At 68.5% G+C, this 12,030-nt stretch carries 11 protein-coding genes and 1 pseudogene; 7 read left to right on the plus strand and 5 right to left on the minus strand.

The window, feature by feature from the left end; translation table 11 throughout:
• The 4 genes and pseudogenes from WMK75_RS09840 to WMK75_RS09855 all read left to right on the plus strand — a co-directional run.
• Positions 1-572 (plus strand): annotated as a pseudogene (locus WMK75_RS09840) (DNA recombination/repair protein RecA); the annotation flags it as partial.
• Between the two features lie 111 nt (positions 573-683).
• Complete coding sequence (gene alaS / locus WMK75_RS09845) at positions 684-3,341, plus strand: alanine--tRNA ligase (protein ID WP_347267506.1); 2,658 nt, start codon at positions 684-686, stop codon at positions 3,339-3,341.
• On the plus strand, positions 3,338-3,628 hold the full coding sequence (locus WMK75_RS09850) for a DUF1330 domain-containing protein (protein ID WP_347267507.1): 291 nt from the start codon (positions 3,338-3,340) through the stop codon (positions 3,626-3,628). Before alaS ends, WMK75_RS09850 begins: the two co-directional genes overlap by 4 nt.
• A 65-nt stretch (positions 3,629-3,693) precedes the next feature.
• The gene (locus tag WMK75_RS09855) at positions 3,694-4,488 is read left to right on the plus strand and encodes a class II glutamine amidotransferase (RefSeq protein ID WP_347267508.1); all 795 of its coding nucleotides are present in this window, start codon (positions 3,694-3,696) and stop codon (positions 4,486-4,488) included.
• A gap of 105 nt (positions 4,489-4,593) precedes the next feature.
• Here WMK75_RS09855 and WMK75_RS09860 read toward each other — a convergent pair whose 3' ends face one another.
• The 3 genes from WMK75_RS09860 to WMK75_RS09870 form a co-directional block, all read right to left on the minus strand.
• The gene (locus tag WMK75_RS09860; RefSeq protein WP_347267509.1) at positions 4,594-4,815 is read right to left on the minus strand and encodes a hypothetical protein; all 222 of its coding nucleotides are present in this window, start codon (positions 4,813-4,815) and stop codon (positions 4,594-4,596) included.
• A 165-nt stretch (positions 4,816-4,980) separates the two neighbouring features.
• Positions 4,981-5,379, minus strand: coding sequence for a carboxymuconolactone decarboxylase family protein (locus WMK75_RS09865; protein WP_347267510.1), 399 nt, complete (start codon positions 5,377-5,379; stop codon positions 4,981-4,983).
• Complete coding sequence (locus WMK75_RS09870; RefSeq protein WP_347267511.1) at positions 5,379-6,197, minus strand: cyclase family protein; 819 nt, start codon at positions 6,195-6,197, stop codon at positions 5,379-5,381. Before WMK75_RS09870 ends, WMK75_RS09865 begins: the two co-directional genes overlap by 1 nt.
• 177 nt (positions 6,198-6,374) lie before the next feature.
• Between WMK75_RS09870 and WMK75_RS09875 the strand changes: the two genes are divergently transcribed.
• Genes WMK75_RS09875 through WMK75_RS09885 form a run of 3 tightly spaced genes read left to right on the plus strand, consistent with a single transcriptional unit; the run spans position 6,375 to position 8,524 of the window.
• Positions 6,375-7,667, plus strand: coding sequence for an adenylosuccinate synthase (locus WMK75_RS09875; RefSeq protein ID WP_347267512.1), 1,293 nt, complete (start codon positions 6,375-6,377; stop codon positions 7,665-7,667).
• A gap of 3 nt (positions 7,668-7,670) precedes the next feature.
• Positions 7,671-7,883 (plus strand): DUF2842 domain-containing protein, encoded by a 213-nt coding sequence (locus WMK75_RS09880; RefSeq protein ID WP_347267513.1) that lies wholly within the window; start codon positions 7,671-7,673, stop codon positions 7,881-7,883.
• Positions 7,880-8,524 (plus strand): thiamine diphosphokinase, encoded by a 645-nt coding sequence (locus WMK75_RS09885; protein WP_347267514.1) that lies wholly within the window; start codon positions 7,880-7,882, stop codon positions 8,522-8,524. Before WMK75_RS09880 ends, WMK75_RS09885 begins: the two co-directional genes overlap by 4 nt.
• A gap of 24 nt (positions 8,525-8,548) precedes the next feature.
• Here the strand turns inward: WMK75_RS09885 and WMK75_RS09890 are convergent, their stop codons facing one another.
• Together WMK75_RS09890 and WMK75_RS09895 are read right to left on the minus strand one after the other, a co-directional pair.
• On the minus strand, positions 8,549-9,670 hold the full coding sequence (locus tag WMK75_RS09890) for an MBL fold metallo-hydrolase (RefSeq protein ID WP_347267515.1): 1,122 nt from the start codon (positions 9,668-9,670) through the stop codon (positions 8,549-8,551).
• Positions 9,667-12,030 (minus strand): S8 family serine peptidase, encoded by a 2,364-nt coding sequence (locus WMK75_RS09895; protein ID WP_347267516.1) that lies wholly within the window; start codon positions 12,028-12,030, stop codon positions 9,667-9,669. Before WMK75_RS09895 ends, WMK75_RS09890 begins: the two co-directional genes overlap by 4 nt.

Genomic DNA, 12,030 nt, shown 5'->3' on the forward strand with positions numbered 1-12,030 from the left:
TCGAGGGCGACATGGGCGACATGCAGATGGGCAGCCAGGCCCGCCTGATGAGCCAGGCGATGCGCAAGCTGACCGCCTCGATCGGGCGCAGCAACTGCATGGTGATCTTCATCAACCAGATCCGCATGAAGATCGGGGTGATGTTCGGCAACCCCGAGACCACGACCGGCGGCAATGCGCTGAAATTCTACGCCTCGGTGCGTCTCGACATCCGCCGCACTGGCTCGATCAAGGATCGCGACGAGGTGGTGGGCAACACGACCCGGGTGAAGGTGGTCAAGAACAAGGTGGCGCCGCCCTTCCGGCAGGTCGAATTCGACATCATGTATGGCGAGGGCATCTCCAAGGTGGGCGAGCTGATCGACCTCGGCATCAAGGCCGGCGTGGTCGAGAAATCGGGCAGCTGGTATTCCTATGGCGACGAGCGCATCGGCCAGGGCCGCGAGAATGCCAAGCAGTTCCTGCGCGACAATCCCGTTGCCGCCCATGCGATCGAGGACAAGATCCGCGCCAGTCACGGCCTCGATTTCGGCGCCAGCGACGAATCCGACGACGCCCTCGCCGAGGATTGACGCATCCGCCCGCCCCGGCACCGGGGCGGGCCGCAAGGGGCAGCGTTCCGGCTTTACGCTGGCGCCCCCCTCGGCTATTTGCGAAGTCTGCCCCTGCGGAAAGATTGTGCCATGCCCAGCCTGAACGACATCCGATCGACGTTTCTGACCTTCTTCGAACGCAACGGCCACCGCGTCGTCGACTCCAGCCCGCTGGTGCCGCGCAACGATCCGACGCTGATGTTCGCCAATTCGGGCATGGTGCAGTTCAAGAACCTGTTCACTGGCGTCGAGACCCGCGACTACAAGCGCGCCACCACCTCGCAGAAATGCGTGCGCGCCGGCGGCAAGCACAATGACCTCGACAATGTGGGCTATACCGCACGCCACCACACCTTCTTCGAGATGCTGGGGAATTTCAGCTTCGGCGACTATTTCAAGGAAGGCGCCATTCCCTATGCCTGGGAATTGCTGACCAGGAATTTCGGCATCGCGAAGGACCGGCTGCTGGTCACCGTCTATCACACCGACGACGAGGCCGCGAACATCTGGAAGAAGGTCGCGGGACTTTCGGACGACCGCATCATCCGCATCCCGACCAGCGACAATTTCTGGCAGATGGGTCCGACCGGTCCCTGCGGCCCCTGCACCGAGATCTTCTATGATCACGGCGAGCATATCTGGGGTGGCCCGCCCGGCTCTCCGGATGAGGATGGCGACCGTTTCATCGAGATCTGGAACCTCGTCTTCATGCAGAACGAGCAGTTCGAGGACGGCTCGATGCGGGCGCTCGACATGCAGTCGATCGACACCGGCATGGGGCTGGAACGGATCGGCGCGCTCTTGCAGGGCAAGCACGACAATTACGACACCGATCTGATGCGCAGCCTGATCGAGGCCAGCGCCCATGCGACCTCGGCGGACCCGGACGGGCCGGGCAAGGTGCATCACCGCGTCATCGCCGACCACCTGCGTTCGACCAGCTTCCTGATCGCGGACGGGGTCATGCCCTCGAACGAGGGGCGCGGCTATGTGCTGCGCCGCATCATGCGCCGCGCCATGCGCCATGCGCATATGCTGGGCGCGAAGGATCCGGTCATGCACCGTCTGGTGCCGGCGCTGGTGCGGCAGATGGGCGCCGCCTATCCCGAGCTTGCCCGCGCCCAGGCGCTGATCGAGGAGACGCTGAAGCTGGAGGAAACCCGCTTCAAGCAGACTCTGGACCGCGGGCTGCGGCTTCTGGACGACGAGTTGGCGCGTCTGCCCGAGGGCGCCGACCTGCCCGGCGAGGCGGCCTTCAAGCTTTACGACACTTATGGTTTTCCGCTGGACCTGACCCAGGACGCGCTGCGCGAAAAGGGCCGCGCGGTGGCCACGGCCGGTTTCGACGCCGCCATGGCGGAGCAGAAGGCCAAGGCGCGCGCTGCCTGGGCCGGCTCGGGTGAGACCAGGGATGCGGCGATCTGGTTCGATCTGGCCGAGCAGCATGGCGTGACCGAATTCCTCGGCTACGATTCGGAAATCAGCGAAGGGCAGATCCTCGCCCTTGTGCAGGACGGCGCCGCGGTCGAAACCGCGGGCGAGGGGCAGCAGGTCCAGATCGTGGTGAACCAGACGCCGTTCTATGGCGAATCCGGTGGTCAGGTCGGCGACAGCGGCCTGATCAAGACCGAGACCGGCGCCGCGCGCGTCACCGATACGAAAAAGACCAACGGCGTCTTCATCCACATGGCCGAGGTGACGCTGGGCACGATCAGCCCCGGGCAGGGGGCGCAGCTTTCGGTCGATCACGACCGCCGCCGCGCCATCCGCGCCAACCACTCGGCCACGCATCTGCTGCATGAGGCCCTGCGCCGGGCGCTGGGCGAGCACGTCGCGCAGCGCGGCAGCCTGAACGCCCCGGACCGGCTGCGTTTCGACTTCAGCCATTCCAGGGCGATGAGCGCCGAGGAACTGGCCCAAGTCGAACGCGAGGTGAACGATTTCATCCGCCAGAACAGCCCGGTCGAGACCCGGATCATGACCCCTGACGACGCCCGCGCCCTGGGCGCCCAGGCGCTGTTTGGCGAGAAATACGGTGACGAGGTGCGCGTGGTCTCGATGGGTGACCTGGCCGGCTCGGGCAAGGGCGCCCATGGCCGAACCTATTCGCTGGAACTGTGCGGCGGCACCCATGTCGCCCGCACCGGTGACATCGGCATGTTCGCGCTGACCACGGAAACCGCCTCGGCCGCCGGCATCCGCCGCATCGAGGCGCTGACCGGGCAGGCGGCGATGGACGAACTGCGCCGTGTCGATGCCGAACTTGCCGAGGTCGCCGGCATCATCAAGGCCCAGGCCGGCGATGTGGTGAACAAGGTCCGCGCTCTGGCCGATGAGCGCAAGGCGCTGGCCAATGAGGTCGCCCAGCTCAAGCGCCAGCTTGCGATGGGCGGCGGCTCGGATGACAAGCCCAAGGAAATCAACGGTATCAAGCTGATCGCCCGGCGTGTCGATGGCGTCACCGGCAAGGAGCTTGGCCCGCTGGTCGATGAGATGAAGGGCAAGCTGGGCTCGGGCGCGGTGGTGGTGCTGGCCGAGGCCGACGGCAAGGCCACGGTCGCGGCCGGTGTCACCCTGGACCTGACCGGGCGGGTGACCGCGGTGGAACTGGTGCAGGCCGCGACGGCGGCGCTGGGCGGCAAGGGCGGCGGCGGCAGGCCGGACCGCGCCCAGGGCGGCGCCCCCAGTCTTGCGGCCGCCGATCAGGCGATCGCTGCGGTGGAAACGCTGATCGGAGAAAGACCATGACCGCGCTGTGGATCGCCCATGTGAATGTGACCGATGCCGAGGCCTATGGCCGCTATGCCGCGCTGGCCGGTCCCGCGATCGCCGCGCATGGCGGCGTGTTCCTGGCCCGTGGCACGCGCTATGTGCAGCTTGAAGGCAATGATCGCAGCCGCAATGTCGTCGCGCGCTTTCCCAGCCTTGAGGATGCGGTCGCCTGCTACCGTTCGGCCGAATATCAGGCGGCGCTGGAGCACGCCCGCAACGCGGCCGAGCGCGATCTTGTGATTGTCGAGGAGATTCCTGCCTGATCCGACAGGGTGATTCGCCAACCCTTCCGTGCTAGACATTGACGAAAGCAGGGAAGGGGACGGGAATGTGCCGCTGGGCAGCCTATATCGGCAGTCCGATCTATCTGGAGGACATCATCTGCCGGCCCGGCCATTCGCTGGTCCGGCAGAGCCACGGCGCGACGCGTTGCCATACGCCGGTCAATGCCGACGGCTTTGGCATCGCCTGGTATGGCGAGCGTGAGGAGCCGGGGCTTTACCGCGACATTCTGCCTGCCTGGTCGGACAGCAACCTCAAAAGCCTGGCCGCGACGGTTCGATCGCATCTGTTCCTGGCGCATGTGCGCGCCTCGACCGGCACCGCGACCAGCCGCAACAATTGCCATCCTTTCGTCGTCGGCCGCTGGTGTTTCATGCACAACGGCCAGTTCGGCGGCTACGACGGCTATCGCCGCCATGCCGAGGCGCTGATTCCGGACGAATTCTATGCGCATCGCAAGGGCGCGACCGACAGCGAGGCGCTGTTCCTGATGGCACTGGGCGCGGGCCTGGCGGATGATCCCGTCAGCGCGATGCAGCGCGCCACCCGGCAATTCCACGAGCTTGCCCGCTGCCGGGGCGCGGCACCGCATGTGCGGCTGACGGCGGCGTTCTCGGACGGTGATAGGCTCTATGCGCTGCGCTATGCCAGCGACGAAAACGCGCCGACGCTGTTTCACCGCTGGTCCGAGCGGCGCTGCGGCCGGGCGGTGGTTTCCGAACCTCTGGAAAGCGACGAGGGCGACTGGCACGAGGTGCCGGCGCAAAGCTTCTGCATCTTCGAGGGGCAGGGGGTGACGATCCAGCCGTTCCTGCCCGATGCGCTGCGCGACGTGGCCTGAGAACCCGACCTGAGAACCCGACCTGAAAGTGATGGCCGGCCCGCGGGCGGGGGCCGGCCATGGTTTTCCGGGCGCGCCGGCCGCGATCGCGGCGGCGCCGGCGGATCAGAACCAGAGGCGGTCGTTGAAGACGTAATGCGCGATGCCGTCGCGGGTGATGCCCAGGCGGGCCAGTTCGGCATCGGATTTCGCCTTCAGGGTCTCAAGCTCGGTGCGGCGCGAATTGGCGCAGATATAGGCCTCGGTGTCGCTGCGCAGGCTGGCGGCAAGCCGGCTGAACAGGCCCGGTTTCGACATGGTGAAGGAGGTGAATTCGATGGCGGCCATTTGCATTCTCACTTTATGATCAGCGTCTTTCTCTTGACGCCTGATCTAGTCGTGATTTCCGCTCCGAGATAGGCCCGCAATTGCAAGGCTGCCTTGCAGAAACGGGCGGCGCGCTTTTGCCGCATGGTCCGACCGGCCCGCATGGGCCAGCCGGAGGCGGGCGGCTCAGCCCTCGTCAAAGCGCGGATCGACCGGCACCTGCAACGCGGTGGCCAGGGCATTGGTCTGGCTGGCCATGGCGATGACCGCCAGCAGTTCCGCATGGGCCTCGGGCGTCATGCCTTTGGCCCGTGCCGCGGCGGTATGCGAATGCACGCAATAGCTGCAGCCGTTCGCCGTCGAGACCGCGACATAGATCAGCTCCTTGACCAGCGGATCCAGGGCGCCGGGCGCCATGACCGCGGCAAGCCGCGTCCAGGTTGCGCCGAGCAGCGCCGGGTCATGCGCCAGCGCGCGCCAGAAGTTGTTGATAAAATCCGTGCCGCGGGCGGCGCGGATCTCGGCGAAGACGGCCAGCGATGCCGCCGGCGCCTCCTCGTCGGACAAAAGCCTGAGCGTCGCCATCAGACCAGCGCCAGCACGCGGGCCGGGCCGCCGGTGCCGCGCGCATGTTTCGGCGCCCCGACAAAGACCGTCGCGCCCTTGGCGGGCAGTTGCTCGACATTGGCGAGGTTCTCGATGCCGTAATGGCCCGAGGGCAGCCAGGAATTGTGCACGGCGAAATCCGGCGAATTGCCCGGGTCCAGCGACAGCGTGTCCACGGCGATCGCCGCCACCTGCATCTGCGCCAGCAGGTCGGTCGCCGATTTGCCAAAGCCGGGAAAGGCGAAATTGCCATCGGGGGTGTTGCGGAATTCCGGCGTGCCGACCTTGGCCGCCCAGCCCGAGTTCATCGCCACGCAGGCGCCGGCCGGGATGTCGCCATTGGCCTTGATCCAGGCCTCGACATCCTCGGCCTCGAGCATGGCATTGGCGTCGTCACGCGCCTTGGCGGTGATGTCGATGACGCACAGCGGGCAGACCAGCGATTCCGGCGCCAGTTCCGCCACCGACTTGCCGTCCTTCGAGAAATGCAGCGGCGCGTCGATATGCGTGCCGGAATGTTCGAAATAGGTAATCTTCCACAGCTGATAGCCGGACTTGTCGAAATTCACCGCCTCTTCATAGGCGATGCCCGGCACGCCGTCGAAGGTCGGGAAGTTCTCGTCAAAGACATGGGTCAGGTCGATGACCTTGCCACTCGCGGCCTGGGCCAGCGCCGGCCGTGCGCCCAGCGCCGACAGGGCCACCGCCGCCGCCCCCGAGGCCGCGGCCCCGGCGAAAAGCTGGCGCCGGCTCAGCATGGAGGTCTTGACACTTTCGATCACGCAGGCATTGCACATCTTCGGGCTCCGGTTGCGCCGGGACAGCCCCGGCGGGGTGCATGCTCACACGTTGCGGGCGGGGCGCCAAATGTTTTCGCCCGCCCCTGCGGGCGGTGCGCTGCCGAATGCGCTTTTCCCCCGGGGTTTCAGTCACTATACCGTGGGCGGCATTCATGACCGCGAAGGGAAAGCACTATGGCCAATGTGGTGGTCGTCGGCGCGCAATGGGGCGACGAGGGCAAGGGCAAGATCGTCGACTGGCTGTCCGAACGCGCCGACGTGATCGCGCGTTTCCAGGGCGGCCACAATGCCGGCCATACGCTGGTCATCGGCGAGAAGGTGTTCAAGCTGTCGCTCCTGCCCTCGGGCATCGTGCGCGAGGGCAAGATGGCGGTGATCGGCAATGGCGTGGTGCTGGACCCCTGGGCGCTGTTTTCCGAGATCGACAAGCTCTCTGCCCAGGGCGTCGCCATCGGCCCGGATAACCTGATGATCGCGGAAAACACCCCGCTGATCCTGCCGCTGCACCAGGATCTGGACAAGCTGCGCGAGGAAGCCGCCGGAAGCTCGAAGATCGGCACCACCGGCCGCGGCATCGGCCCCGCCTATGAGGACAAGGTCGGCCGGCGCACCATTCGCGTCGCCGATCTGGGCGACGAGGCGACGCTGGACTCGCGCCTCGACCGGCTGCTGGCCCATCACGATGCGCTGCGCCAGGGCCTTGGCGCCACGCCGATCGACCGCGCCGAGCTGCGTGCCCGGCTGCAAGAGATCGCGCCCAAGCTGCTGCAATACGCGCAGCCGGTCTGGAAGGTGATGAACGAGGCCCGCCGCGCAGGCAAGCGCATCCTGTTCGAGGGCGCGCAGGGCAGCCTTCTGGACATCGATTTCGGCACCTATCCCTATGTGACCTCCTCGACCACCATGTCGGGCATGGCGGCCTGCGGCACCGGGCTGGGCCCCTCGGCCATCGGTTTCGTGCTGGGCATCGTCAAGGCCTATACCACCCGCGTCGGCGAGGGCCCGTTCCCGACCGAGCTGGACGACGCCGACGGTCAGCGCCTGGGCGAGGCCGGCCGCGAATTCGGCACCGTTACCGGCCGCAAGCGCCGCTGCGGCTGGTTCGACGCGGTGCTGGTGCGCCAGACCTGCGCCATCTCGGGGGTGAACGGCATTGCCCTGACCAAGCTTGACGTGCTGGACGGGTTCAAGACGCTGAAGATCTGCATCGGCTATGAAATCGACGGCCAGCATTACGACCACCTGCCGACCGCCGCCGCGCTGCAGGCCCGCGTCAGGCCGGTCTATGAGGAAATGGAGGGCTGGCAGGAATCCACCGCCGGCGCGCGCAGCTGGGCCGAATTGCCGGCGGCGGCGATCAAATATGTCCGCCGCATCGAGGAACTGATCCAGTGCCCGGTGGCGCTGCTCTCGACCTCGCCCGAGCGCGACGACACCATCCTCGTCACGGACCCTTTCGCGGATTAGGCCATGAAGCTTCGCACGCGCAAACGCTGGTCGCTGCTGGTCCTGCTGGTGGGCATGCCGCTTTACGTGGTGGCGGCGGTGACGCTGGTGAACTGGCTGGACCGCACCTGGGGCCGGCAGCCGATCCTTGTCGAGTTCGGCGTCTATGTCGTGCTCGGCATGCTCTGGGCGCTGCCCTTCCGCCGGCTGTTTCGCGGCATCGGCAAGGAAGAATGAGCCGGCTGGTCAGCCGCCGGCCGGTGACGCTGATCGGCGGCGCCCCGGTCGGCCGCGCCGATCTGGACGCCGCGCTGGCGCTGGCGCCGGTCATCGCCGCCGCCGATGGCGGGGCCGACCGGGCGCTGGCGCATGGGCTGGTGCCGCAGGCGGTCTGGGGCGATTTCGACAGCATCTCGGATCAGGCCCGGGCAGCGATCCCGGCCGCCAGCCTGCACCCGGTGGCCGAACAGGACAGCACCGATTTCGAGAAATGCCTGACGCGCATCGCCGCCCCCTTCGTCATCGCCATCGGCTTTGCCGGCGCGCGCCAGGACCATTTCCTGGCCACGCTCTCGACCCTGGCACGCCGCATCGGCCCGCCCTGCATCCTGCTGGCCGGGGATGACGCCATCGTCCTGGCGCCGCCGCACATCCGTCTGGACCTGCCGCCCGGAACCCGGGTCTCGCTGTTTCCCATGGCACCGGCGCGCGGGCGCTCGCGGGGGCTGAAATGGCCGATCGATGGGCTCGAACTGGCGCCTGCCGGCCGCGTCGGCACCTCGAACGCCGCCACCGGCCCGGTCATGCTGGAGCTTGAGGGGCCGGTGCTGCTGATCCTGCCGCGCGCGCGACTGCCGCAGCTGGTCCGCGCCCTTTAGGCGCCGCTGGCCGGCCCTGGGGGCTCAGCGGACCTCACCGCTTTGCAGATCGACGGTGAGCGCATCCCTGGCCGGGTCGCGCAGGATCAGCGCATAGCCCGACCGATCCGGCGGGTTGGCGGCGCGGAACTGCGCCAGCGGCGCGCAATCATTGGTGGCGGCGATCACCGGCTGCCGCCCGCTGCCCTGCGCACTGTCGAGGATCATCCGCAGCAATGCCTCGTCCGGGTTGCCATGCCGGCCATTGGCCGAGATCAGATAGATGTCCGCGGTCACGCGGCGAAAGAACTCGGGCGTGGCGTTGCGGGCGCTGCCATGGTGCTGCAGCTTCAGCAGGCGGAAATGCCGGCTACCGTCCGCTGCCAGCAGCCCGGCCTGTTCAAGCCCCTGCAGGATGTGGTCGCCGCGTGCATCGCCGGTCAGCAGCACCTCGCCCGCCGGGGTTGCGGCGCAAAGCACGATGCTGGACAGATTGGGCACGCTGTCGTCGGCATCCGCCATCGCCTGCGCGTCGCCCAGGGCAAAGCGGTCCGTGTTGCGCTCGATCCAGGCGATCCAGTCCTGGCGCAGCGCCTCGAGATTGGGCCGTGTCGGCCCGATCACCGTCAGGCGCGTGCGCCCAAGATCCCAGGTCCGGCCGGCCATCGCCTCCTGGGTGATCGGCCGGCCGGCGGTGGGGCGGTTCATGGCGATGCCCAGCTTGACGGCAAGGCGCTGCAGCCGCGCGCCCTGGGCGATGCCCAGCGTGGCGGCGGCGCCATTCGCGGCGGCGACGCGCACCCGCCCGGCCTGACCCATCATCGCCCGCAGATTGCCGGCGAGCCAGCCCTCGGCATCGTCAAGCACCTCGCCAAAGCCGTTGTGCCAGAGCTCGGCCACCCGCCAGGGGTCGGGCTCGCCATCGGCGCGGGCGCGCTCGATGTCGGCCAGCAGGTCAAGGACACCCGAGATGTGGTCGGTGTCGACATGGCTGACGATCACCGCCTGCAGCGGCTGCCCCGCCGGCAGCACCGCCCGCAGCCAGGGCTGCAATCGCGCCTCATAGCTGCGCGCCACGCCGCCGTCGATCAGCGCAAAGCGCCCGTCGCATTCCAGCAACAGGCAGTCGCCCTCGGCGGCCTCGATGGCGTGGATGCGGCTGCTCATCTTGGCTGGATCCCGATGCAGCCCGGAGGAAAGCTGGCGACCAGGGCGAAATCCTGCGGCGGGCGCAGCGCCTCGGCAAAGATCGCCAGCGTATGCGCGCCGGGCTGCAGATCGGCGCGGATCACCTGGACATTGTTGTGCGGGTCGCGCAGCAGCAGGCCGGGCTGCGCCGGCAGGCTGGCGCGCGGGTCATGGGCGGGAAAGGCCAGGGGTTGCACGGCATCGGCGTTGGCAACCCAGTTCACCGTCCGGCCGTCAAGCCGCCGGTCGAGGATCATGCGAAACAGGTTCTCCAGCGCGCGCGCCGGCACATCGGTCCAGACCAGGGCGATGCGCAATTCGCAAGGCGCGCGAACATTGAATTCCCAGCGCCGCCTCTCGGTTCCGGTGGTGATGCGCAGCGTCTGGTCGCGGCGCCAGGTGTCGATGAAGAACAGCTCGAAGGCGGGCGCGGCCGCATCGGGCAGCGTGCGCGCCATGTCGAGGCGGCCGAAGCCCTGGTGGTAATTCGGCTGCCCCTGCGGCGGGGCGGTGGCATCGTCGCCCTGCAGTCGGGTGGTGCCGTTGATCAGCGCCGCCTTGATCAGGGCGGCGCTGGGTTCGGCATGGCCGGCCGTGGTGCGGAAATACTGCCGCACCAGCGCCGCGCAGCCGGCCACCACCGGCGTCGCCATGCTGGTGCCGCCCATGAAGGCATAGTGGCGGTTGTTGGGATAGGCGCCCCAGAAATGCGACAGCGGCGCGGTGGCGGCGCGCGGCGCGGCGATGTCGGTGCCGGGGGCCACCAGATCGGGCTTGATGCGAAAACTGTCGCAGGGCCCGCGCGAGCTGAAGGCCGCCAGCGCCTGCGCATCGCCCGACACCTTCTGCGAGGCGATGGGATCGGCGTCGAAATCCCGCGGCCAGAGCGCGTTCCAGGTCATCGCCGCATTGCCGCCCCGATCGCGGTCCGAGCGGCTTGCCCCCACGGTCAGCGCATTCTTGGCCGTGGCCGGCGAGCCGAGCGAGGGGTAATCGACGAAACCCGGCGCCGAGGCCAGATGCGGCCGGCAACTGCCCTCGTTGCCGGCGGCGATCACCGGCAGGAAATCGGGATGCGCATGCACGAACTCGTCGATCTGCAGCGCCATGCCGTCATAGCGCGACTGCACATAGGCGCCCCAGCTGTTGTTGTGGATGCGCACACCGGCGTCATGCGCGGGCTGCAGCAGATCGGTCAGCGATGGCGGCAAGCCGCCCAGTTCGCCGTTCACGTCCAGCACCGACTGGAAATACAGCCGCGCGGCCGGCGCCACTCCGCGCAGCGGCGCCGGATCGCCGGCGGCGGCCCCGACCGGGCGCGAGGCGCTGCCATCGCCCAGGATGGTTCCCGCGACATGTGTGCCATGCCCGTCCGGGTCCGAGCCGTCGCCCGGACGGCCAAGCGCCACCACCGTCACCCGCCCGTCGCCGAAATCCGGGTGGCTCTGGTCCAGCCCGGTGTCGGCCACGCCGATCATCTCGCCCGCGCCGTCATAGGGCAGGGCTGGCAGGGGAATGCCGGCCCGGTCCAGCCCGATGATGGCGCGCGCCCGGTCGCAGCGCGGCCGGGGCATGCGTTCCTCGGACAGGCTGGCGACCCCGGGCAGCGCTGCAACCAGGCCGATGTCGGCACGGTTCATCACGAAGCGCAGGATGCGGCCGGCCTGCAGGGTGACGCTGCCGCCAAGATCGCCGATCTGCGCCGCAACCTGCGCCAGCGATCCGGCCTCGTGGCAGATGGCCTCGAAACGCCCCGCCCCGCTGCCGCCGCCGGCCTCTGGCGGTTCTGCCGCAGGCTCACGGTGCAACTCGCGCAGTCCGGCGCCGCCGATCTCGGCCGCCTCGGCCAGGACGGCGGCGGGCGCGAGGGTCTTTGCCGGGCCATAGGGCCGAAGATGGCGCAGGAAGGGCAATCGCCGCAGCGCCGCGGCGCCGTCGGGGGCATGCAGGACCAGGCTGCCCGACGGGTCGCGCTCGAGGATGCGGGCGCCGGCCTCGGCCAGGCGCGCGGCAAGGCTGGCGGTCACCGGCGCCAGGGTGTCGGCCAGCCAGAAGGGCATCTCGGGCTCGGGCGTGGCGCCGGCCAGTTCGCGGTCCACGGGTCGCATGGCCATGGTATCGGGGGCCGCGTCCCCGCCGGCATCGGGTTCTTCGGCATCGGCCTCTCCGGCCTGCAGCACGATGCCCTGCGCCGCCAGGCGCAGCAGCGCCGCCTCCTCGGCGATGCCGGTCACCAGATCCCCGTCACGATCGAAACCCAGCATGCCCAAGGCGGCCTCGTCCCGCAGGGCGGTGAACTCGCTTTCATGCATGGGATAGGCCTTGAAGTGATAGCGCAT

The organism is Paracoccus sp. (in: a-proteobacteria), from assembly GCF_039808215.1.
In the GTDB taxonomy this organism is placed as follows: domain Bacteria; phylum Pseudomonadota; class Alphaproteobacteria; order Rhodobacterales; family Rhodobacteraceae; genus Paracoccus.

Bases quoted from the DNA above. Each gene is read 5' to 3' on its own strand.
- alaS (WP_347267506.1), top strand. From the start codon at position 684: ATGCCCAGCCTGAACGACATCCGATCGACGTTTCTGACCTTCTTCGAA.
- WMK75_RS09850 (WP_347267507.1), top strand. From the start codon at position 3,338: ATGACCGCGCTGTGGATCGCCCATGTGAATGTGACCGATGCCGAGGCC.
- WMK75_RS09855 (WP_347267508.1), top strand. From the start codon at position 3,694: ATGTGCCGCTGGGCAGCCTATATCGGCAGTCCGATCTATCTGGAGGAC.
- WMK75_RS09860 (WP_347267509.1), bottom strand. From the start codon at position 4,815: ATGGCCGCCATCGAATTCACCTCCTTCACCATGTCGAAACCGGGCCTG.
- WMK75_RS09865 (WP_347267510.1), bottom strand. From the start codon at position 5,379: ATGGCGACGCTCAGGCTTTTGTCCGACGAGGAGGCGCCGGCGGCATCG.
- WMK75_RS09870 (WP_347267511.1), bottom strand. From the start codon at position 6,197: ATGTGCAATGCCTGCGTGATCGAAAGTGTCAAGACCTCCATGCTGAGC.
- WMK75_RS09875 (WP_347267512.1), top strand. From the start codon at position 6,375: ATGGCCAATGTGGTGGTCGTCGGCGCGCAATGGGGCGACGAGGGCAAG.
- WMK75_RS09880 (WP_347267513.1), top strand. From the start codon at position 7,671: ATGAAGCTTCGCACGCGCAAACGCTGGTCGCTGCTGGTCCTGCTGGTG.
- WMK75_RS09885 (WP_347267514.1), top strand. From the start codon at position 7,880: ATGAGCCGGCTGGTCAGCCGCCGGCCGGTGACGCTGATCGGCGGCGCC.
- WMK75_RS09890 (WP_347267515.1), bottom strand. From the start codon at position 9,670: ATGAGCAGCCGCATCCACGCCATCGAGGCCGCCGAGGGCGACTGCCTG.
- WMK75_RS09895 (WP_347267516.1), bottom strand. From the start codon at position 12,030: ATGCGCTATCACTTCAAGGCCTATCCCATGCATGAAAGCGAGTTCACC.